We start from the raw sequence: 20704 nt of genomic DNA on the forward strand, positions 1-20704 counted from the left end.
CGACCCAGCCGAGACTATCGCTCACGTGTCGCAGGCGGCACACCCCGCCCCTCGTGCCCCATACAGGGAACGTTTTCGCAGGTCAAAGTGCATTTTTGCCCCAATGTGTGGTGAGGTGGAGTGTTTGCATCCCCTGATCAAAAGGAGTTCCACGTGATCGTCCTCGGCATCGTCTTGCTGATCCTCGGTCTGCTCGTCAGCAGCCTCAAGGTCCTGGTGACCATCGGCGCCATCCTCATCGTGATCGGGCTCGTCCTGGCCATCCTGGGTGGCACCGGTCGCGCCATCGGCGGCAGGAAGCACTGGTACTGATCGGACCTCGTTCGTGACGAACGGCCCTCGGAGTGCCCCATGTGGGTATCTCCGGGGGCCGTTGCCATGACCTCACTACAGTGAGGGGTATGCCGCCCGCCCGGGTCGACCCCGACCGTCTCCGTTCGCTCGGTGCGGCTCTGGGGCCGCTGCGCGAGTGCGCGAGGGATGGCGCCGAGGAGGTCCTCGAGCAGTTCCCCGAGGTGGGTGACCGGGAGACCCAGGCCGTCCTCGACGGGTGGGTCGAGCAGCTCGCCGACCTGTTGCGCGAGATCGAGGCGACCGCCACCGACCTCGCCGGTCAGCTGCACGTCGCCTCGCTCGCCGAGCCCACCGGACCTACTGACCCTGGGGGACTCCCTGACCCGGCCGGACGCGACGATCGGGTGCGGTCGTGAGCCTCGTCGCCGGCGACCCGGCCTCCTGCTCGCGCCTGGGCGGCACCCTGCGCCAGCTGGCCACCCGGCTGCGGACCACTGGCCGCGCTGCCCACGACGCCTTCGACCATGACTGCTTCGACCACGACGGCTTCGCTCGACCCGGCGCGGTGCTGCGGCCGGCCCGACGACGCGTCGCGGCGCTCGACGCCGCCACGGCCGCCGCGGCCCGCGAGGTCGACCGGGTCGGCTCGGCCCTGCAGGCCCACGCCGCCGACCTGTCCGAGGCGGTCGCCGACAGCCGCCGAGTCGCCGCCCGCGCCAGCCAGGCGGGTCTCCGGGTGGGTGACGACGGGGAGGTCGGCACGGCCTGGGGCGTCAGCGGGGTCGCCGACGGCGAGGTGAGCGCCCACCAGCTCGCGTCCGCCGAACGCATCCAGGCCGAGCTCGACGCCGTCACCGGCCTCGTCGCCCAGCGCCGGCACCGCCTGGCCCTGGTGCTGCGCGAGTCGCAGCACGTGCTGGCCACCCACGCGGAAGCCCTGCGCCGGTGACGACCGTCGACCTCAACGCCGACCTGGGCGAGTCGTTCGGGCGGTGGACCCTGGGCGACGACGAGGCGATGCTCGACGTCGTCAGCAGCGCCAACGTCGCCTGCGGCTTCCATGCCGGCGACCCCCGGGGGCTGTTGCGTGTGTGTGGACAGGCCGCCGAGCGCGGCGTCGTCATCGGTGCGCAGGTCGGCTACCGCGACCTCGCAGGCTTCGGGCGCCGGTTCATCGACCTCGACCCGGCCGACCTGCTGGCCGACGTCGTCTACCAGCTGGGCGCCCTCCAGGGCATCTGCGCGGCGGTCGGCGCGAAGGTCCGCTACGTCAAGCCGCACGGCGCCCTCTACAACGCGGTCGTCCACCACGAGGCCCAGGCCGCTGCAGTGGTCGAGGCGGTGCGTCGGGTGGACCCGTCGCTGCCCGTGCTCGGACTCCCCGGCTCGGTCCTGCTGGCCGTCGCCCAGGCCGCCGGGCTGCCGACGGTGTCCGAGGCCTTCGCCGACCGCGCCTACACGCCGCAGGGCCGGCTGGTCCCCCGCAGCGAGGACGGCGCCGTGCTGCACGACCCCGACTCGGTGGCCGCACGGGCCGTGCGCATGGTGGTCACCGGCCGGGTCGACGCCTCCGACGGTTCAGCGGTCCCGGTCGCCGCGCGGTCCCTGTGCGTCCACGGTGACAGTCCGGGCGCCGTGTCGATGGCCACGGCCGTGCGGACCGGCCTCGAGGCGGCCGGTGTCACCATCCGGCCGTTCGTCGCGGCTGACTCCTAGGCCGTCGTGACCGGTCGGCTGCTGCCCAGCGGCGAGCAGGCCCTCCTCGCCGAGGTCGACACGCTCGAGGAGGTGCTCGAGCTGAACCGACGCCTGTGGGTCGACGACCGCGCCCCTGGCCTCGTCGACGCCGTGACCGGCGCCCGCACCCTCCTGCTCGTCGTCGACTCGGCGGGTGCCCTGGGCCGGGTCCGCTCGGCCGCCGAGACGGCCATCCGCACGCTCTCGGGCTCGTCGGGTACAGCGGTGGCCGAGGCCGGGGACGCCGCCGACGTCGAGATCGCGGTCCACTACCACGGCCCCGACCTCGCCGACGTGGCCGAGCTCACCGGACTGTCGCCCGAGGAGGTCGTCGCAGCCCACACCGGCCGGGTCTGGCGGGTGGGGTTCAGCGGCTTCGCGCCGGGCTTCGCCTACCTCGTGGGTGGCGACCCTCGCCTCGACGTCCCACGCCGCGCCTCACCCCGCACCCGCGTCCCCGCCGGGGCGGTCGGGCTGGCCGGGGAGTTCAGTGGCATCTACCCGCGGTCCTCCCCCGGCGGCTGGCAGCTGATCGGCCGCACCGAGCAGGTCCTGTGGGACCTGGACCGAGACCCACCGGCACTGCTCCGACCCGGGCTGCGGGTGCAGTTCGTCGATGCTGACCGTGTCGATGTGCACCGTGTCGATGTCGACAGTGTCGATGGTGACCGGGCCGATGGTGACCGGGTCGATGGTGACCGGGTCGATGTGGTTGGTGTCGACACGGACGGAACCGCCATGACTGGTGACCGGGCGGCCACCGCCGGCCAGACGGCATACGCACGGCTGGAGGTGCTCGCGACCGGCCCCCTGGCCCTCGTCCAGGATCGCGGTCGCCCCGGGCTGTCCGAGCTCGGGGTCGGCCCGTCTGGGGCCGCCGACCGCGGGGCCCACGCGCTCGGTGCCCGGCTGCTCGGACAGGACACCGACCGCGCTGCCATCGAGGCCCACCACGGCGGCCTGGCCCTGCGCGCCCACGGCGCGGTCACCGTGGTGCTCACCGGCGCACCCACGACCGCGACCGTCGACGGCAGCCGGGTCGGTCATGCCGCCCCGTTCACGGTCGGCGACGGAGCGGTCCTGGACCTGGGCCGACCCACGAGCGGACTGCGCACCTATCTGAGCGTCCGTGGCGGCATCGACGTCGAGCCGGTGCTCGGATCACGTTCGTACGACACGCTTTCCGCGATAGGTCCGGCACCCTTGCGCCAGGGCGACCTGCTTCGGGTCGGCTCCCCCGTGGGCCAGCCGACGGTCGACGTCGCCCCTGTCCCCACTCCGTCGAGCGGCACCGTGGTGCTCGACCTCCTACCCGGCCCGCGTCGCGACTGGCTGCGCGACGTCGCGGAGCTGACCTCGTCGCCCTGGACCATCGACCCGGCCAGCGACCGCGTCGGGCTGCGCCTCGACGGTGCCGTCCTGACGAGGTCGCCACAGTTCGAGGACCGCGAGCTCCCCAGTGAGGGCGTGGTCAGGGGTGCCGTGCAGGTCACCGCCGACGGGCGCCCGGTGGTGTTCCTCGCGGACCACCCGGTCACCGGCGGCTACCCCGTCGTCGCCGTGGTCACCGAGCGCGCCGCGGACCTCGCCGCCCAGCTGGTGCCCGGCCAGCAGGTGCGCCTGCGGATGGCCTCGTCGCGGCCCTGAGCCCCGATGGCTACGCTGGCGAGGCGACGTCCCGCCGCTTGGTGGGCAGCACCCCGGTGACAGGAGAAGACGCATGAAGATCGCCAAGACGATCGAGTACGCCGCCACCCCTGAGGAGGTCTTCGCGGTCCTGTCGGACGTGAAGTTCCAGGAGGCGAAGTGCGCGGCCACCGCGGCCATCAAGCACTCGGCGGACGTCGAGACCGTCGGCGACCACACCGTCATCACCACCGAGCGCATCCTGCCCAGCGACGGGCTGCCCGACTTCGCCAAGTCCATGGTCGGCGACACCCTGAAGGTGACCGAGACCCAGGACTGGGGGCCGGCCGCCGCCGGCGGGGGCCGGCGCGGCACGGTCGAGATGGCGGTCGCCGGCGCACCCATCGCCCTCAAGGGCACCCTGATGCTGGCCCCCGGCGCGGGCGGCACGGTGGAGACGCTCGAGGCCGAGCTCAAGGCCAAGGTGCCGCTGATCGGCGGCAAGATCGAGAAGGCCGCCGCGCCGCCGATCGAGGAGGCCATCGACATCGAGGCCACCACCGCCAAGACCTGGCTCAAGCGCTGAGGCGACCCGGCGCGCCCGCGTCAGCCCATGTGCGGGTAGGCGTGTGCCTTCGGCGGGTTGAAGGTCTCCTTGATGGAGCGGGCGCTGGTCCAGCGCAGGAGGTTCTGGGCGGCACCGGCCTTGTCGTTGGTGCCCGAGGCCCGGCCACCGCCGAACGGCTGCTGGCCCACCACCGCACCGGTCGGCTTGTCGTTGATGTAGAAGTTGCCGGCCGCGAACCGCAGTCGCGACGTCGCGTCGGCGATCACGTAGCGGTCCTGGGCGATGATCGAGCCGGTCAGGCCGAACGGCGCGAACGACTCCATCTGATCGAGCACCTTGTCGTACTGGCGGTCCGGGTAGACGTGCACCGACAGGATCGGGCCGAAGTACTCGGTGCGGAAGGACTCGTCGGTCGGGTCGTCGATCTCGAGGACGGTCGGGCGGATGAACCAGCCCTCGCTGTCGTCGTAGGTGCCACCGGCCACGACGTCGACGCCCGGAGTGGCGTGCGCGCGGTCGATGGCGGCGGTGTGCTTGGCGTAGGCCCGCTCGTCGATGACCGCGCCCATGAAGTTGGACAGGTCCGTGACGTCGCCCTGGCTCAGGCCGTTGGTGATCGACACGAGGTCGGCCTTGATCTTCTTCCACAGCGAGCGCGGCACGTAGGCACGCGAGGCGGCCGAGCACTTCTGCCCCTGGAACTCGAAGGCGCCGCGGATCATGGCCGTGCGCAACACCTCCGGGTCTGCGGACGGGTGGGCGAGGATGAAGTCCTTGCCGCCGGTCTCGCCGACCAGGCGCGGGTAGGTGCGGTAGCTCGGCAGGTTGGCGCCGACCTCCTGCCACAGGTGCTGGAAGGTCGGGGTCGAACCGGTGAAGTGGATGCCGGCGAGGTCGGGGTCGGCGAGCGCGACCTTCGAGACGTTGAGTCCGTCGCCCGTGACCATGTTGATGACGCCGGGCGGCATCCCGGCCTCCTCGAGCAGCGACATGGTCAGCTGCGCCGCGAACTGCTGGGTCGGGCTGGGCTTCCACACCACCGTGTTGCCCATCAGCGCCGGCGCGGTCGGCAGGTTGCCGGCGATCGCGGTGAAGTTGAACGGGGTGATCGCATAGACGAACCCCTCGAGCGGGCGGTGGTCGGTGCGGTTCCAGATGCCCTTGGCGTTGAGCGGCGGCTGCTCGGCGAGGATCTGCCGGGCGAAGTGGACGTTGATCCGCCAGAAGTCGATCAGCTCGCAGGCCGCGTCGATCTCGGCCTGGTAGGCGGTCTTCGACTGGCCCAGCATGGTGGCCGCGTTCAGGTGCGCACGCCACGGGCCGGAGAGCAGCTCGGCCGCCTTGAGCAGGATCGCGGCGCGGTCGTCGAACGACGTCTCGCGCCACTGCGGCGCCGCCGCCTTGGCCGCGTCGACCGCTGCCTGGGCGTCACCGAGGGTCGCGTTGCGCATCGTGCCCAGCACCTTGCGGCGGGCGTGCGGCTGGCGGACCTCGATCTTCTTGCCCGTGCCCATGACCCGCTTGCCCGCGATGGTGTGGGGCAGGTCGACGCGGGAGCTGCCCAGCTCGGCGAGCGCCACCTCGAGGGAGGCGCGTTCGGGGCTGCCCGGCGCGTAGTCCAGGACGGTCTCGTTGACGGGGACGGGCACCTGGGTGACGGCATCCATGTGGGCTGGCTCCTCGGGGTCGCTTCGGTGGCTCGGGCGCGGCTGCCGCACAGCTCCGGTGGCAGCGCAGCGCGGACCTATGGTGTCACGTATGCCGCCTGCCCTCGACGCCCCCGAGCTCGCCTACCGCTGGTCCGGCCCCGCCGACCCGAGCGCCCCCACCGTCGTGCTCCTGCACGGACTGGGTGACTCCGGCGACTGCTGGCCGGACGCGGTGCGCCGCTGGTCCGCGGACTACCGCGTGGTCGGCGTGGACCTGCTCGGCCACGGCAGCTCACCGCGGTTCACGCCCGTGCAGCTGGCCTCCCCCGACCCGATGGAGGCGATGTATGCCGCGGCCGAGGCCACCGTCTCGCAGGTCGCCGCCGCGCACGGCGGCCGGGTCCTCGTGGTGGGCCACTCGATGGGCGGTGGCATCGCGGGGGCGCTGGCCGCGCGACGACCGGACCTCGTGGCCGGCGTCGTGCTCGAGGACCCCGCCTGGCGCGACCCGGCCGAACGGGTGCAGCCGCGCGGCATCGTGCGTGAACGGGTCGCGGAGTGCCGCGCCTTCGCCGACGACCCCGCCGGGCAGCTCGAGAAGGGTCGCGCCGACAACCCGACCTGGCCCGACGTCGAGCTCGCCCCGTGGGTGGAGTCCAAGGCCCAGGTGGACCTGGCCTTCCTCGACCTCGGCATCGCGAACCTGCTCGAGCCGTGGGACCAGCTCGTCGCCGCCATCGAGGTGCCGACGCTGGTGCTGCTGGCCGAGCGTGGCGGGCCGGTCACCCCTGCCGTGCGCGGGCGCGCCGCCGAGCTGGCCAACCCGCAGGTCGACATCAGGGTCGTCGACGGCGCCGGGCACTGCGTACGCCGCGACCGCACCGAGGAGTTCCACGCGATCGTCGACCCCTGGCTCGCCGCCCTCGCCTGACGGCCGGCACCGGAGAGGTCGGGGTCAGGCCGTCACGAGGGACCGCACGGCTCGTTCGGTCGCCTCGTAGAGTCGCTCGACCTCGTCGGGATCGGCGGCGATCGCGGTCACCCCGAGTCGGCCGTCGACGCGCAGGCAGCTGAGCATGTGCAGGACGACGCCGACCCGTCGCGCCGGGTCGAACTGGAGTCCCGCTGCGGCAACGGCCTCGATCACCGCGGTCGGGGAGAGTCGGGTCCACGCCGGGTCCATGAGGCCGTCCGTGGAGCGGTAGCACCGTGCGCCACTGCCGTCCGCGAGCTCGTACCTCCCGGTGGCCGCGTCGTAGGTCCCGGGGGCCAGGTGACGCAGGGCGGTGAACGGATGGGTCGTCCCGCCCTTGCGGAGGTTGACCTCCAGCGCGCGCACGTCCCAGCCCTCCCGGTGCCGGACGGCGAGGAAGTCGATGCCCAGCCGGCCCCGGGCGCCGCGGTCAGCCAGCCACTGGCCCACGGCCACGGCGTGCGCACCCAGCCGCGCGGCATACGCAGGGTCGGCGGGGAAGCGGCAGCCGGAGTAGACCTGGCCGTTGTCGCCACCGAGGATCTGCTCATGGGTCGCCAGCACCCGCACGGAGCCGTCCGGAAGGACGTCCACCTGGGCGCTGGGGCTGCGCAGGTCGCCGCCCTCCAAGAGCTCCTCCACGACTCCCCCGGCCCGGAGGTCCGCGACGTACCACGGCGGAAGGCTCTGCTCGAGGGCGCCGACGAGATCGGCCGGGTCCAGGGGACGACCGGAGGTGTCGCGGACCGGCACCACGACGTTGCCGTCACCCGCACCGCTGTTGTCGTGCTTGACGACCACCGCGGTGACCTCGGGGCGGGTGCGCCGGATGGCGGCCACGGCCCGTCCCACCCCCTCGACGTCCCGGACGTCCTCCACGCCCGCGGGCGTGGGCACTCCCACCTCGCGGAACAGCCTGCGGCCGGCGCTCTTGAACGCGAGCGGCCACAGGTCCGGTGCGGTGCCGTTGACGGGCGCGCCGACCCTGCGCGCGACCTCGATCTCGGTGTCCGTCACGTTCCACGGCTCGAGGAGGGTGAGGCGGCCGTCGGTCAGGCTGCTCAGCCGCTCGAGGAGGTCAGGACGGTCGAGGAGCTTGGCCGACACCGCGCGGGGCGAGTGGTCCTCGACCGTCAGGACGTGCAGCCGCTCCAGCAGGCCACCCGGGTGGCCGGGTGAGCCCAGCCGGTCGTAGTAGTCGAGGACCTCGGGCTCCGGTGCCTGGCAGGTGACGAACACCAGCTCGCAGCCGGGGATCCTGGGGATCATCAGGGTGGCGAGCAGGTAACGGTGCTCGTACGCGCCCAGGCGGGTGGCGTAGTGCGCCAGCAGGCTCTCGCCGAGGCTGAACGCGGGCAGGACCACGACGACGTGCGGCGTCGCCGAGCCGGCCAGGTTGGCGGCCACCGCCTCGGCCAGCCGGCCCTGGCGCTGCGTGTCGGTCTCCACACCACCTCCGGACTTCCCGCCCTGACCTCGAGCATCGAGGTGGTCGACAGGTCCGGGGAACCAGCGTTCTCCGTAGTGGCAGCGGAACGGCCGTGTGGCAGTAGGCAGCCGACCGGGTCAGAGCAGGCGGAGCACCTCGTCGAGCTCGGTCGCGTCGTACCAGAGCAGGTCCTCCATGCCCTGGTCGCCCGCCTCCTCGTCGACGTGGAACGACACCACCTGTCGCAGCGAGACCGGGCTGGCGACCGTCACGGCCGCGAGGGACTCACGGGTGCCGTCCGACGAAACCGCGCCGGGGTCGACGTCCGCGGCGGCGACGACCCGCTTGGCCACCGTGGTGCCCTGGAGCAGGGCTGCCGCGTCCGCGGCCTCGGTCAGCGCGGCATACTCCCACTCCTCCTCGAGGCCGGTCGGGTCGGCGCGCTCGATGCGTTCGGTAACGCCGAAGGCGGCGACCGGCGCAGGACCGATCTCGCGGTCTGCGGCCAGCCGGCGCACGGCCTCCGGGAGCAGGGGAACGTAGATCCTGGTCTGGGTCATCCCACGTCCTCACTGAGTGATCCGACATCGTCGAAGGCGGCACGGTCGGGTAGGGGTGCCGGGTCGTGCAGGGCCACGGCCGACGTGCGCAGCGAGGTAGCGATCACGGCCGGCCGGCGGCTGACGTCCATGAGGTTGGACCCGAACGCCTCGAGGTCCTCCTCGCCGGGGCCGAGCACCGTCACCTCGGCACCGTCGTCGTGCACCTTGCCCAGCTCGCGCAGCACCCGGAGCGTCACGCGGTTGCGCCACTGCCGCTCCACGCGGGTGCGCCAGTGGGTGGGGGCGTCGCGGACGAAGCTCACCTGGGGGGCGAGCACGTAGACCTCGTCGAGGCCGAGACCGGCCATCAGGTCGAGGTTCGTCGACGACCAGGCGCCGCCGTCGATGTAGCGGTGCGCACCGATGCGCACGGGCTGGTACCAGCCGGGGATCGCGCACGAGGCCATCACCGCGGCCGGGAGGTCGACGACCGGAGCACCTTCCCGACCGAAGGCCACCCGCTCCCCCGTGTCGTAGTCGAGGGCCACGACGGTGACCCCGCCTCGGGGCGGCCACCCGTCCGGGACGACGTGGCCGACCATGGCACCGACGGCCTCGATGCTGCCGCGACCCTCGGGCAGGATCGCGGAGAGGACGGCGGTCGGGGGCAGGTGGCGGAGGTGGAGTGCGTTGCGCCGCAACAGCTCTCGCGACCCGAGCCCGACCTTCGGGAGACCCGGTCGGTCGCCGCCGGTGTCCTTCTCGTAGTCCCAGGCGTACCCGGCCAGCGGCCCGACGTCGATGCTGCCGTCGAGCTGGTGGGTGAGGAGGTCGGCGACCGAGACCCCGGCCCCGAGCAGCCCGGCGAGGACGGAGCCGGCCGAGGTGCCCACGAGCTCGTCGAACTCGCGCACGTCCACCCCGAGCTCGGCCTCGAGCGCGGTGAGGGCACCGACCATCCACGCGGCGCCCAGCACCCCGCCGCCCCCGAGCACGAGGCCACGCCGCGGGCCGCCACGACGGCTCGCCGCACCGGGCGCCGCGGGCGGTGTCATCGCGCCTTGGACCGGTGGCTGTCCAGCAGCTCACCGAGGGAGTCGACGATGCTCTGGCCGAGGACGTCGATGTCGGGCATCGAGTCGCGGTCGGCATTGAGGCCGTAGTAGACGCCACCGTCGTAGGACGTCAGCCCGATCGACAGGGCCTGTCCCTTGGCGAGCGGCATCACCGGGTAGGTGGACAGCATCCGCGCGTCACCGGCATACAGGGTGTGCTGGGGGCCGGGCACGTTGGTGATCACGACGTTGAACAGCCGCCGGGACACCGCGCTCCCGAGCCGGGCACCGAGGGAGTGGAGGGTCGGCGGCGCGAATCCAGCCAGTCCGGCAAGGGACTCGGCACCGACGGCCTGGCCGCCCTCCATCTGCTGCCGCATCGCGAACGCGATCTGGTGCAGCCGCATCGACGGGCCGGGTTCTCCGACGGGCAGGTCGACGAAGCAGGCGGTGAGCCGGCTGCCGACGTGTCGGGCGTCCTCGTCGTAGACGCTCACGGGCACCATCGCCCGCACCGTCGTCCCGGAGTGGACGGACTCGCCACGGGTCAGCAGCCAGGTGCGGAAGGCACCGGAGATGGTGGCGAGCACCACGTCGTTGATCGACACGTCGTCGGCGTAGTTGCCCCGGGCGAGCCGGCTGCGGACCTTGCGGTAGTCCTCGAGGTCGGTGCCGATCATGACGTAGCGGCGGGCCTCCCCCACCGGCGCGTTGAGCGGCGAGTGGGGGGCCGGTCGGGCGGCCGTGCGGGCCAGCGTCGACACGACATCGCCTGCGGCAGTAAGGGCGCGCGTGCCCACGGCCTTCACGTCGACCATGCCGCCGCGGATGTTCTCGACGACCTCGCTGGGCCGCCGGACCGCGTCGACGAGGGCGCCGGTGAGCAGCTCGATGTCGCTCGGCTCGCGGGAGGGTCGCCAGGTGTCGGTGACCAGTCCCTCGGCTGCCGGGTCGCCGTCGACGATGACGTGCGCGATGTCGACCGCGTTGATGCCGTCGACCAGCGCCTGGTGCGACTTCGTCACGATCGCGAAGCGCCCCTCGGCCAACCCCTCGACGAGGTAGACCTCCCACAGGGGGCGGTGCCGGTCAAGGGCGCGGGGCTGGATCCGGGCGACGAACTCCTGCAGCTGCTCGTCGCTGCCCGGCCGCGGGAGGGCGGAGCGGCGCACGTGGTAGGTCACGTCGAAGTTCTCGTCGTCGACCCACACCGGGTTGGCCAGCCGGCCGGGGATCTGCCGGATCCGCTGCCGGTAACGGGGCACGAAGGCGATGCGGGTGGAGATGAGCTGCACCAGCCGGTCGTAGTCGAACCCGTCGCTCGGGGGGTCGAACACCATGACCGAACCGACGTGCATCGGCGTCGTCGCCTCTTCGAGGTAGAGGAACGACGCGTCGAGGGAGCTCAGGCGGTCAGGCACCCGCTCATCGTGTCAGAAAGCGCTGTTTAGACTCGGGTTCGTGACGAAGATGACCCTGCGCAGGCCGATGACGTGTGCCGCCGGACTGGCGCTGAGCCTGCCCCTCGCCCTCGGTCTGGCCGCCTGTGGGAGCTCCGGCGACGAGTCCGGGACGGGCGGGTCCACCTCCTCCTCGACGACGTCCTCGAGCTCCTCGAGCAGCAGCTCCAGCTCGTCCAGCAGCAGCTCCAGCGCGAGCGGCCGCACCATCGCCATCACCGTCACCGGCTCGAAGGTCACTCCCGCGCCCGCCACGGTCGACCTCGCGGTCGGCGAGCAGCTGACCCTCACCGTGACCAGCGACCACGCCGACCAGCTCCACATCCACGGGTTCGAGATCGAGAAGGACCTGGTCGCGGGCATGCCGTTGAGCGTCACCGTCACGGGTGCGCAGCCCGGCGTCTACGAGGTGGAGACCCACCACCCGGAGCTGCGGCTGATGAAGATCGCGGTCCGGTGACACCCGGCGCCCTCGCCGCCCTACCCGCAGCCACGGCCCTGCCCGCTCTCGTGCCCGGCCTCGTGCCCGCCCACGGCGTGGGGTCGCGAGAGGACCTCCCGCTCCCCTTCACGCTCCTGCTCGTCGGGGCCGGGCTGGCCCTCGTGGTGTCGTTCGTCGCGCTGGGGCTGCTCTGGAAGCAACCGCGGCTCGATGCCCAGGACGGGCGCCTCCTCCCGATGCCGGTCGCGCTGGCCCTCGACAGCGGCGCCATCCGGGGGCTGTTCGTCATCCTGTCGCTCGCCATCACGGCCTGGACCCTGCTGGCGCTGGCCTTCGGCAAGGACGACGCGAACAACCCGGTGCCCTCCGTGGTCTACGTGTGGCTCTGGGTCGGGCTCGCCTTCCTGTCCATCGTGTTCGGCGGCATCTGGCGGTTGCTCAACCCGGTGCGCTGGATCCGCACCGGGATCCTGCGAGCGGCCCGCATCGACGACGACTTCGCCCTCGCGGACTACCGCCTCGGCTTCTGGCCGGCCGCGACCGGCCTGCTCGCCTTCGCCTGGCTCGAGCTGATCGCCCCCGACAACGCCGACCAGCCGGTGCTGCGCATCGCGGTGCTCGGCTACCTCATCGTCAGCATCGTCCTGGCCCTCACCTTCGGCACGCCCTACCTGCGTCGAGGCGACCCCTTCACCTCCTGGTCGTCCCTCTACGGCACGCTGAGCCCCCTCGGCCGGCGGGCCGACGGTCGCTGGGTGCTGCGGACCCCCCTGCACGGACCGCTCCAGCTCGACGCGGCCCCCGGGCTGCTCGCGGTCACGTCGGTGATGCTCGGCACCACCGCGTACGACGGCTTCTCCGGCGAGACCCGCTGGTACACGTTCGTCCAGTCGTCCAGCCTCCCCGCCCGCCTGTGGGAGACCGGGGCGCTGGTCACCTTCAGCCTCGTCGTCGCCGGCTCCCTGTATGCCGCGGCCGTGCTGTCGGCGCGCCTCGCCGGCGTCAGCGTGCGAGGAATCGCCACGGCCTTCGCGCCCTCGCTCATCCCGATCGCCGCGGGGTACCTCGTCGCGCACTACTGGTCGCTGTGGGTGTGGGAGGGCACCAACGGCCTCGCCAAGATGAGCGACCCCCTGGGGACGGGGGCCAACTGGCTGGGCACCGCCGGCGTGTCGCCCTCGGCCGCGCTCATCGCCCCCGGCCTCGTGGCCGGCATCCAGGTCGTGGCCATCATCACCGGCCACGTCCTCGGCGTCGTCGCCGCCCACGAGCGCGCGATCACGCTGTTCCCGCGCCGGGCCGCCGTGCTCGGCCAGGTGCCTCTGCTCGTCCTGATGGTCGGCTACACCGTGGGCGGGCTCACCCTGCTGTTCAGCTCCTGACCCGACGGGGCCGGGCCCGTCAGCGACGTCGGCGACGACGCTCGGGCAACGGCGCGGCATACCCGTCAGCGAGCGTGGCGAGCGCCCTGCGCAGCGCGGACTGGGGCGCGGACTCGGCCAGCGTGGTCCCGGCGAACACGGCCGCGTCGAGGCTCGGCTGGTCCAGGGGCAGGAAGGTGAGGTCGTCCATCCCGGCGAAGCGCCCGAGCGCCTCGGCGATCCGGCGCTCGGGGCGCGGCCCCACGGACGTGGGCCGGACCCGGTTGACCACCACCCGGGCCCGGGGCGACGGCACCGAGGCGAGGTCCTGGACCGCCCGGACCAGCCGCTGCAGCCCGATCGGGTCGGCCGTGCCCACCACGACCAGCTCGTCCGCCTCCTCCAGCGCCGTGAGGGTGGCGGCGTTGCGCCGGGGGGCCAGGGTGTCGTAGGACAGCTCCTCGTCGTCCTCGATCGCGAAGCCGCAGTCCACGACGACGAAGCGGACCAGTCCCCGGGCGGTGGCCAGCACGTGCGCCACCGAGGGCGCCCGGAGCTCGGTCCACCGCCCGGCCCGCGGTAGGCCGGTCAGCACCCGCAGCCCGGGGCTCACCTCCGGAGCCACTCGCGCCAGCCCCGCGAGGTCGAGCCCACCCTGGTCGGCGGCGCGGGTCGCCGCGGCGACCCCCGGCGCCTCGTCGAGCAGCCCGAGCACCTGGGCGATGGACGAGCCGTAGGTGTCGAGGTCGACCAGGAGGGTCGGCTCGCGGAGGGCGAGCTCGGCGGCCAGGTTGACCGCGACGGTCGTGCGACCCGGCGCGCCGGTCGGGCCCCAGACCGCGATGACGGTCGCCGGGGTCGGCGGTGCCGCGCCGTCGTCGAGGTGGCCACCGGCCAGCCCGTCGGGTCCGGTGGGGGGCGGCCCGCCGTGGACCGCCTCGAGGGAGTCGAGTGCGTCATCGATCTCGTGGCTGGCCAGGTCGGCGCGCAGGACGACTTGGAGGCCGAGCTGGCGCAGTCGGAGCTCACCCGGCTCGTCGCCCGGCCCCACCACCCCGGCGGCCTCGACCCCGTGGCTGGCCAGCTCGTGCAGCGCCGGACGGTCCAGGGCGCGCAGGTCGGCGGAGACGAGGGCGATCTCCCCGTGCCCCGCCGCTGCGGCGGCCAGCAGGTCGGCGAGGTCGGCGCACCGCCGCGCGACGGTGTAGCCGGCGGTGCCCTCGACCGCCGCGACCAGCTCCGACTCCCAGGACGCGTCGAGGGCGGCGATGACCTGACGCGTCACTGCTCCACCCGGAGGGCCGAGCCGGCCACCGGCACCACCGTCACCCGCGCCCCCAGGTCGACCGCGGCGATGATCTCCTTGATCCGCGGGGTCGGGGCCATGACCTGCACGGCGCGGTCACCCGCCGAGCCACCTCCCAGCCCGCCCGTGCTGCGGGGCAGGCTCGACACGGAGACGGCCTGCAGGGTGAGCTCCGGCCCGAGGAAGCCCCCTGCCGAGCCGCTGCCGGCGGCCGGGTCGACCCGGTTGACGTAGACGTCGACGGTGGACCCCACCTGCAGGGCGGCCGCGGAGCCGGCATCGACGGTGAGGACCAGCGGCTGGACCCCGACCTCGTCCCGGTCGCCCACCGCGGCGGCCGGGACGAGCTCTCCGGCGGGCACCGGCCGGAGCACGAAGCGGTCGGGCGCCAGGCCACCGGTCGCCGAGAGGTAGGCGGTCAGCTCCGCCCCCAGCTGGACGTCGACCCGGCTCAGGTCGTCGTCGGTGAGCCGCTGGCCCGGCACCAAGGCTCCGCGGGCGGCATACACCGCGGTCCGGTCGTCGACGTGGGCCACGACGAAGGCGCCGAGGCCGACCGAGGACAGCACGAGCAGCACCCCCACCCCGAGGCGGGCGTCGCGCCACCCCGGGCGCTGGAGCCGGACCGCCTTGGGCGCAGCGAGGTCAGTCATGGCGAGGTCCCCCTTCGTCAACACGTCTTCATCGGCTCCTGACCGGGGCAAACGAGCGCACCGGAGCGGTCATCATGGCGCGCCGGGAGGGGCCAGACCCGCTCAGTCCACAGGTTCGCGGGTCATCCACAAGGTCGGGAGGCCAACTCCCCCAAACGGCTATAGATGCCAGAATCTGTCCAACGAACAGACGCAGCCACAAGAACATGGTAAAAATTCGGTCAAGGAAAGGTCTGCTCCCAGTCAAGGCGACTGGCGGAAGAAGAGGGGAAGAACGTGGCAAAGCGATTCATTCAGCTTTCCGAGGTCTCGGAAGTTCTCGACATCTCGTCAGCCCAGGCATACGCACTCGTCCGCTCCGGAGAGCTGCCCGCCATCAAGGTCGGCGGCCGCGGTCAGTGGCGCGTCGAGGTGGCCGAGCTCGAGGGGTACATCCAGCGGATGTACAGCGAGACCAAGACCTTCGTCGCCGCCCACCCGTTCGGCCAGGGTCAGGACTGACCCGGCTGCGCCCCGGCCGGTCGGGCGGGGCGCACCAGCACCACCGCGGAGAACGGCACGAGGCGACGCCCGGTGACGTTCCCCGCCCTGCGGGGCAGGTCCGGGGCGTGCTCGCTCAGCTCTAGCACGTCGCGACCCACCGCATCGATGGTGCCGCTCACCACCACCCCGTCGAGGTCGGTCACGAGCACGGTGGCGCGGTCGCGGCTCAGCCCGCGCAGGGCGTAGCCGAGCCCGAAGCGACGTCCTGGACCGGCCTCGTCGACCCGAGCCGGGAGCCCCGTCACCCCGGTCACCGCGGGGAACGGCACGAGCGCCAGGCCGCCGGGCTCGGTGGCCAGCAGAAGCCACCCGTCACCCACCTCCAGGACCCGCCCCGGCAGCGAGCCGACCACGCGCACCGTCAGCGCCACCCGCCCGCCGAGGGCCGCCGCCAGCCGCTCCTGCAGGCCCACCTGCGCCCGCTCCCGCCTGGTGCGGTCGGCGACCTCGCCGTCCAGCTCGCGCCGCGCCTCGGCGTCCCACTGGGCCCCCAGGTCTGAGAACAGGTCGTCCCAGCGCATCGTCCTCCCCTTGCCACCATGGCTCCACGTTGTTACCGTCAAACCGCATCAAGCAGACGCAACCACATGGAAACGATACAAGGCAAGTCGCCACGGGGGGTGTGGATGGTGCTCAACGAGTCCGTGAGCCGACGCCGCGGGATCGGCGCAGGCCTGAGGCCGGTCGCCGCGATCGGTGCGCTGGCCGGGCTGGAGCTGCTCGCACTGGGAGGGGCACGGAGTGCGTGGCGGGTCGTGCGGGCCCCCGGACCAGCGAGCCTCGAAGAGGCGGTGCTGGTCGTCGTCCTGGCCGCCTGCGTGCTCCTCGCTGGGTGGCTGGTGGTCAGCACCACCATCGCCTGCGCGGCCCACCTCCCGGGCCGGCTCGGCGACCGGGCTCGACGGTGGTCGCGCACAGTGGCGCCCGCGGCGACGAGACGGGTCGCCGCGATCCTGGTGGGTGCTGCCGTCGGTGCCACCCTCGCGCCGGGCACCGCGACCGGCTCGGTGGGCGGCGTGGGCGGGCCCGGCGCACCCGCGGGACGCTCCCCCGGGTTCGTCCTGACCCTGCCGGCGGCCACGCCCTCGCCTTCGCCTTCGGCACCCACACCAGCCGCCCCGGAGGCCTCCGCCACAGCAGCCTCCGTCACCGCGCCCTCCGTCACCGCGCCCTCCGTCACCGCGCCCTCCGTCACCGCGCCCTCGGTCACCGCGCCCTCGGTCACCGGGCCCGGCTGGACCCCGTCGCGACCGGTGCACCCGCCCGCCCCCGTCGCGCGCCTCGTGACCGGCCCGAGCGCCCCGGCCTCGACCGAGGTCGTCGTCCACCGCGGCGACTCGCTGTGGACGATCGCGCGTCGCCACCTCGGCCCCGGGGCGACCGACACCGAGGTCGCCGCTGCGTGGCCGCACTGGTACGCAGCCAACCGCGACGTGATCGGTCCCGACCCCGACCTCCTCCGGCCCGGACAGCGGCTGCGCGCACCCGTGGGAGCCCACCCGTGAGCCCCGCGCGGGGCGCCTCCCCCACCCCGACGGCGCCCGGACGGCTCACCCCGCTGCGGATCGTCCCGGCTCCCCGCACCCGGCCCCCGGTGCTGAGCGAGCTCGAGTCCTGGGTGCCCGAGGACCGCGTCCCGCCGCGCTACATCCAGGACGCGCTCGCCGTCGACTTCGACTCGATGACCGACGAGCAGCTCTTCGGCGAGCGCCCGACCCGGCGCGACGACCTCCCCGACCCCCGCGAGTGGGCCGGCCACATCGCCCAGGGGCTCGTCGAGGTGATGGCCGGAGCCCGTCCGGCGCCTCAGGTGCTGCGCTGGACCACCCCGGAGGTGTATGCCGCCGTGGCCCGCCGCGCGGCCGTGTCAGCCCGGCGCGGGGCCGGGTCGACGCGGCGCACCGTGGTGCGTGGCGTCCGCGTGTGCGAGCCGGCCGACGGAGTGGCCGAGGCCAGCGCCGTCGTGGTCGACGGCGGCCGGGTCCGCGCGCTGGCCTTCCGGCTCGTGGGCATCGACGGGCGCTGGCGGGTCGAGGCCCTCCAGGTCGGCTGAGGTCAGGACGTCGGCGTCACGGCTTCCCGTGGCACATCTTGAACTTCTTGCCCGAGCCGCAGGGACACGGACCGTTGCGTGACGCGCCCTTGAGCTGGTCCTCGGTCAGCGTGTCGTTGACCGAGCCCACCGCCCGGTGCTCCACGTCGCCGGTCTCGCTCGGCGCGGAATACTGCAGCTGTTGCGGACGACGCTCCGGCTGCTCGAGGCCCTTGGCCCGGAACGTCGGATGCCGCTCCGCCGCCAGGGCGGACTCGGCGGGCACCAGGTCGGCGTCCGCGGCCCGGCCGCCGTTGCTCGACCCGGCCGAGGCGTCGACGGTCTCGTCGACCTCGGTCGCGGCCGAGGACAGCCCCGACCCGGCGAGCATGTCGGACACGCTGACCGGCTGGAGCGCCGGAGCGGGCTCCTCGGGCTGGTCGACGTCGACCTGCACGTTGAACAGGTAGCCGACCGACTCCTCCTTGATGGACTCGTTCATCGCCTCGAAGAGCTGGAAGCCCTCGCGCTGGTACTCGACCAGCGGGTCGCGCTGGGCCATCGCCCGCAGGCCGATGCCCTCCTGGAGGTAGTCCATCTCGTAGAGGTGCTCGCGCCACTTGCGGTCCAGCACGGACAGCACGACCCGGCGCTCGACCTCACGCATGACCTCGGCGCCGAGCAGGGCCTCACGCTCGTCGTAGGCGTGGTGCGCGTCGGAGGTGATGACCTCGCGCAGGCTGTCGCGGGTGAGTGACCCGTCCGCCGCCTCGAGGACGTCCTGCGGGGTCACCGACACCGGGTAGAGCGTCTTGAGGGCGGTCCACAGGCGGTCGAGGTCCCAGTCGTCGGCGAAGCCCTCGGCGGTCTCGGCGTCGACGTACCCGCCCACGACGTCGTTGATGAAGTGCCGGATCTGCTCGTGCAGGTCCTCGCCCTCCAGGACGCGACGACGCTCGTCGTAGATGACCGTGCGCTGGCGGTTGAGGACGTCGTCGTACTTCAGCACGTTCTTGCGGATCTCGAAGTTGCGACCCTCGACCTGGCCCTGCGCGCTCTGGATCGAGCGGCTGACCATCTTGGACTCGATCGGGACGTCGTCCTCCATCTTGGCCGTGGTCATGAACCGGTCGACCATGGCGGCGTTGAACAGCCGCATGAGGTCGTCCTGCAGGGAGAGGTAGAACCGCGACTCGCCCGGGTCACCCTGGCGACCGGAGCGGCCACGCAGCTGGTTGTCGATGCGGCGCGACTCGTGCCGCTCGGTGCCCAGCACGTAGAGCCCACCGAGCTCGGTCACCTCGTCGTGCTCGGCCTGGACGGCCTCCTCGGCCTTGACCAGGGCGGCGTCCCACGCGGCTTCGTACTCCTCCGGCGTCTCCACCGGGTCGAGGCCCTGCTGCTTGAGGGTGGCGACGGCCATGAACTCGGGGTTGCCACCGAGCATGATGTCGGTGCCTCGGCCGGCCATGTTGGTGGCCACCGTGACGGCCCCCTTGCGACCGGCCTGCGCCACGATCGCGGCCTCACGCTCGTGCTGCTTGGCGTTGAGGACCTCGTGCGGGACACCCTTGCGGCGCAGCTGGTCCGAGAGGTACTCGCTCTTCTCGACCGAGACGGTACCGACGAGCACGGGCTGCCCCTCGGCATACCGCTGCGCGATGTCGTCCACGACGGCGGTGTACTTCGCCTCCTCGGTGCGATAGACCAGGTCGGCCTGGTCCTTGCGCACCATGGGGCGGTTGGTCGGGATCGGCACGACGCCGAGCTTGTAGATCGAGTTCAGCTCGGCGGCCTCGGTCTGGGCCGTACCGGTCATGCCGGAGAGGGTGTCGTACATGCGGAAGTAGTTCTGCAGGGTGATCGTGGCGAGCGTCTGGTTCTCGTTCTGGATCTCGACGCCCTCCTTCGCCTCGATCGCCTGGTGCATCCCCTCGTTGTAGCGACGGCCGGCCAGCATGCGGCCGGTGTGCTCGTCGACGATGAGGATCTCGCCGTTCATGTTGACGTAGTCCTTGTCGCGCTTGAACAGCTCCTTCGCCTTGATGGCGTTGTTGAGGTAGCCGATCAGCGGGGTGTTGACGGACTCGTAGAGGTTGTCGATGCCCAGGTAGTCCTCGACCTTGGCGATGCCGGCCTCGAGGACGCCGACGGTCTTCTTCTTCTCGTCGACCTCGTAGTCGCCCTCACCGGACTCGAGCTCACCGCGGGTCAGCCGGTCGGCGATCTTGGAGAACTCGGTGTACCACTTGGTCGCCGCGTCGGCGGGACCGCTGATGATGAGCGGCGTGCGCGCCTCGTCGATGAGGATGGAGTCGACCTCGTCGACGATCGCGAAGTTGTGGCCGCGCTGCACGAGCTCGTCGACCGACCAGGCCATGTTGTCGCGCAGGTAGTCGAAGCCGAACTCGTTGTTCGTGCCGTAGGTGATGTCCTTGGCGTACTCGGCGCGACGCTGCTCGGGCGTCATCGACGCGAGGATGACACCGGTCTCGAGGCCCAGCAGGCGGTGGACGCGGCCCATCAGCTCGGACTGGTACTCCGCGAGGTAGTCGTTGACCGTGACCACGTGGACGCCCTTGCCCTCGAGGGCGTTGAGGTAGGACGGCAGGGTCGCGACCAGGGTCTTGCCCTCACCGGTCTTCATCTCCGCGACGTTGCCGAGGTGGAGCGCGGCCCCACCCATGAGCTGGACGTCGAAGTGACGCTTGCCGAGGGTCCGCTTGGACGCCTCGCGCACCGCCGCGAAAGCCTCGGGGAGGAGGTCGTCCAGGGTCTCACCGTCTGCGAGGCGCTTGCGGAACACATCGGTCTCGGCCCGCAGCTCGGCATCGGTGAGCGCGGCGAAGTCCTCCTCGATCGCGTTCACCTGGGCGGCGATCCCGTGGAGCTTCTTGAGGATGCGTCCCTCACCGGCACGCAGCAGCTTTTCGACGATCTTGGACACGCAACATCTCCTGAAGTTTTCTGATCTCCTGCTACGCCCGGACGACCGCAGCCGTGGTCATCCGGGTGGCAAGGCCCGACCTAGGCT

The 20704-nt window shown here is 72.6% G+C and carries 21 protein-coding genes; 12 read left to right on the plus strand and 9 right to left on the minus strand.

What is annotated here, in order from left to right; translation table 11 throughout:
• Nucleotides 1-153: 153 nt before the first annotated feature.
• From ASG91_RS21040 to ASG91_RS11540, 6 genes are all read left to right on the plus strand, one after another.
• Nucleotides 154-312 carry a DUF6131 family protein gene (locus ASG91_RS21040; RefSeq protein ID WP_200961291.1) on the plus strand — a complete coding sequence of 53 codons (159 nt, stop codon included), beginning with the start codon at nt 154-156 and terminating at the stop codon, nt 310-312.
• A gap of 89 nt (nt 313-401) precedes the next feature.
• On the plus strand, nt 402-710 hold the full coding sequence (locus ASG91_RS11520) for a hypothetical protein (protein ID WP_056922799.1): 309 nt from the start codon (nt 402-404) through the stop codon (nt 708-710).
• The gene (locus ASG91_RS11525) at nt 707-1243 is read left to right on the plus strand and encodes a hypothetical protein (RefSeq protein WP_056922800.1); all 537 of its coding nucleotides are present in this window, start codon (nt 707-709) and stop codon (nt 1241-1243) included. Before ASG91_RS11520 ends, ASG91_RS11525 begins: the two co-directional genes overlap by 4 nt.
• On the plus strand, nt 1240-2010 hold the full coding sequence (locus ASG91_RS11530) for a LamB/YcsF family protein (RefSeq protein WP_056922801.1): 771 nt from the start codon (nt 1240-1242) through the stop codon (nt 2008-2010). The genes ASG91_RS11525 and ASG91_RS11530 overlap by 4 nt, the downstream gene beginning before the upstream one ends.
• Nucleotides 2011-2016: 6 nt before the next feature.
• Nucleotides 2017-3678 (plus strand): 5-oxoprolinase/urea amidolyase family protein, encoded by a 1662-nt coding sequence (locus tag ASG91_RS11535; RefSeq protein ID WP_056922802.1) that lies wholly within the window; start codon nt 2017-2019, stop codon nt 3676-3678.
• A 73-nt stretch (nt 3679-3751) separates the two neighbouring features.
• A complete protein-coding gene (locus ASG91_RS11540; RefSeq protein ID WP_056922803.1) occupies nt 3752-4243 on the plus strand; it encodes a DUF2505 domain-containing protein in 492 nt (163 codons plus the stop codon).
• Between the two features lie 20 nt (nt 4244-4263).
• Here the strand turns inward: ASG91_RS11540 and pruA are convergent, their stop codons facing one another.
• The gene (gene pruA / locus ASG91_RS11545) at nt 4264-5892 is read right to left on the minus strand and encodes an L-glutamate gamma-semialdehyde dehydrogenase (RefSeq protein WP_056922804.1); all 1629 of its coding nucleotides are present in this window, start codon (nt 5890-5892) and stop codon (nt 4264-4266) included.
• A 91-nt stretch (nt 5893-5983) separates the two neighbouring features.
• On the opposite strand from pruA, the gene ASG91_RS11550 reads away from it, so the two are divergent.
• Nucleotides 5984-6805 carry an alpha/beta fold hydrolase gene (locus ASG91_RS11550; RefSeq protein ID WP_056922805.1) on the plus strand — a complete coding sequence of 274 codons (822 nt, stop codon included), beginning with the start codon at nt 5984-5986 and terminating at the stop codon, nt 6803-6805.
• A 24-nt stretch (nt 6806-6829) separates the two neighbouring features.
• On the opposite strand, the gene ASG91_RS11555 is transcribed toward ASG91_RS11550, so the two are convergent.
• From ASG91_RS11555 to ASG91_RS11570, 4 genes are all read right to left on the minus strand, one after another.
• On the minus strand, nt 6830-8296 hold the full coding sequence (locus ASG91_RS11555) for a peptide ligase PGM1-related protein (protein WP_056922806.1): 1467 nt from the start codon (nt 8294-8296) through the stop codon (nt 6830-6832).
• Between the two features lie 117 nt (nt 8297-8413).
• Nucleotides 8414-8836, minus strand: a complete 423-nt coding sequence (locus ASG91_RS11560) for a hypothetical protein (RefSeq protein WP_056922807.1) — start codon at nt 8834-8836, stop codon at nt 8414-8416.
• Nucleotides 8833-9873 (minus strand): patatin-like phospholipase family protein, encoded by a 1041-nt coding sequence (locus ASG91_RS11565; protein WP_082594113.1) that lies wholly within the window; start codon nt 9871-9873, stop codon nt 8833-8835. Before ASG91_RS11565 ends, ASG91_RS11560 begins: the two co-directional genes overlap by 4 nt.
• Entirely contained in the window at nt 9870-11294 is a 1425-nt protein-coding gene (locus tag ASG91_RS11570; RefSeq protein WP_056922809.1) for a wax ester/triacylglycerol synthase family O-acyltransferase, read from the minus strand. The genes ASG91_RS11565 and ASG91_RS11570 overlap by 4 nt, the downstream gene beginning before the upstream one ends.
• Before the next feature lie 49 nt (nt 11295-11343).
• Here ASG91_RS11570 and ASG91_RS11575 point away from each other — a divergent pair, with 49 nt between their 5' ends.
• Both ASG91_RS11575 and ASG91_RS11580 read left to right on the plus strand, forming a co-directional pair.
• Entirely contained in the window at nt 11344-11793 is a 450-nt protein-coding gene (locus ASG91_RS11575; protein WP_371262052.1) for a hypothetical protein, read from the plus strand.
• Nucleotides 11790-13157, plus strand: coding sequence for a hypothetical protein (locus tag ASG91_RS11580; protein WP_235545574.1), 1368 nt, complete (start codon nt 11790-11792; stop codon nt 13155-13157). The genes ASG91_RS11575 and ASG91_RS11580 overlap by 4 nt, the downstream gene beginning before the upstream one ends.
• Nucleotides 13158-13176: 19 nt before the next feature.
• On the opposite strand, the gene ASG91_RS11585 is transcribed toward ASG91_RS11580, so the two are convergent.
• Nucleotides 13177-14421, minus strand: coding sequence for a ParA family protein (locus ASG91_RS11585; protein ID WP_056922811.1), 1245 nt, complete (start codon nt 14419-14421; stop codon nt 13177-13179).
• Entirely contained in the window at nt 14418-15095 is a 678-nt protein-coding gene (locus ASG91_RS11590) for a hypothetical protein (RefSeq protein WP_157606320.1), read from the minus strand. Before ASG91_RS11590 ends, ASG91_RS11585 begins: the two co-directional genes overlap by 4 nt.
• Before the next feature lie 276 nt (nt 15096-15371).
• Here ASG91_RS11590 and ASG91_RS11595 point away from each other — a divergent pair, with 276 nt between their 5' ends.
• A complete protein-coding gene (locus ASG91_RS11595; protein ID WP_056922813.1) occupies nt 15372-15596 on the plus strand; it encodes a helix-turn-helix domain-containing protein in 225 nt (74 codons plus the stop codon).
• Here the strand turns inward: ASG91_RS11595 and ASG91_RS11600 are convergent.
• A complete protein-coding gene (locus ASG91_RS11600) occupies nt 15587-16159 on the minus strand; it encodes a hypothetical protein (RefSeq protein ID WP_056922814.1) in 573 nt (190 codons plus the stop codon). The genes ASG91_RS11595 and ASG91_RS11600 overlap by 10 nt on opposite strands.
• Nucleotides 16160-16225: 66 nt before the next feature.
• On the opposite strand from ASG91_RS11600, the gene ASG91_RS21045 reads away from it, so the two are divergent.
• Together ASG91_RS21045 and ASG91_RS11610 are read left to right on the plus strand one after the other, a co-directional pair.
• Nucleotides 16226-17143 carry a LysM peptidoglycan-binding domain-containing protein gene (locus tag ASG91_RS21045; RefSeq protein WP_235545575.1) on the plus strand — a complete coding sequence of 306 codons (918 nt, stop codon included), beginning with the start codon at nt 16226-16228 and terminating at the stop codon, nt 17141-17143.
• Nucleotides 17140-17691, plus strand: a complete 552-nt coding sequence (locus ASG91_RS11610; protein WP_157581757.1) for an Rv3235 family protein — start codon at nt 17140-17142, stop codon at nt 17689-17691. Before ASG91_RS21045 ends, ASG91_RS11610 begins: the two co-directional genes overlap by 4 nt.
• A 16-nt stretch (nt 17692-17707) precedes the next feature.
• Here the strand turns inward: ASG91_RS11610 and secA are convergent, their stop codons facing one another.
• A complete protein-coding gene (gene secA / locus ASG91_RS11615) occupies nt 17708-20617 on the minus strand; it encodes a preprotein translocase subunit SecA (RefSeq protein ID WP_056922816.1) in 2910 nt (969 codons plus the stop codon).
• Between the last annotated feature and the right edge of the window lie 87 nt (nt 20618-20704).

This window comes from Phycicoccus sp. Soil802, assembly GCF_001429605.1.
In the GTDB taxonomy this organism is placed as follows: domain Bacteria; phylum Actinomycetota; class Actinomycetes; order Actinomycetales; family Dermatophilaceae; genus Pedococcus.

What these genes read in the sequence shown, in the direction of transcription:
- ASG91_RS11560 (WP_056922807.1), bottom strand. Translation starts at nt 8,836, where the DNA reads ATGACCCAGACCAGGATCTACGTTCCCCTGCTCCCGGAGGCCGTGCGC.
- ASG91_RS11550 (WP_056922805.1), top strand. Translation starts at nt 5,984, where the DNA reads ATGCCGCCTGCCCTCGACGCCCCCGAGCTCGCCTACCGCTGGTCCGGC.
- ASG91_RS11590 (WP_157606320.1), bottom strand. Translation starts at nt 15,095, where the DNA reads ATGACTGACCTCGCTGCGCCCAAGGCGGTCCGGCTCCAGCGCCCGGGG.
- ASG91_RS11565 (WP_082594113.1), bottom strand. Translation starts at nt 9,873, where the DNA reads ATGACACCGCCCGCGGCGCCCGGTGCGGCGAGCCGTCGTGGCGGCCCG.
- ASG91_RS11600 (WP_056922814.1), bottom strand. Translation starts at nt 16,159, where the DNA reads ATGCGCTGGGACGACCTGTTCTCAGACCTGGGGGCCCAGTGGGACGCC.
- ASG91_RS11575 (WP_371262052.1), top strand. Translation starts at nt 11,344, where the DNA reads ATGACCCTGCGCAGGCCGATGACGTGTGCCGCCGGACTGGCGCTGAGC.
- ASG91_RS21045 (WP_235545575.1), top strand. Translation starts at nt 16,226, where the DNA reads ATGGAAACGATACAAGGCAAGTCGCCACGGGGGGTGTGGATGGTGCTC.
- ASG91_RS11520 (WP_056922799.1), top strand. Translation starts at nt 402, where the DNA reads ATGCCGCCCGCCCGGGTCGACCCCGACCGTCTCCGTTCGCTCGGTGCG.
- pruA (WP_056922804.1), bottom strand. Translation starts at nt 5,892, where the DNA reads ATGGATGCCGTCACCCAGGTGCCCGTCCCCGTCAACGAGACCGTCCTG.
- ASG91_RS11540 (WP_056922803.1), top strand. Translation starts at nt 3,752, where the DNA reads ATGAAGATCGCCAAGACGATCGAGTACGCCGCCACCCCTGAGGAGGTC.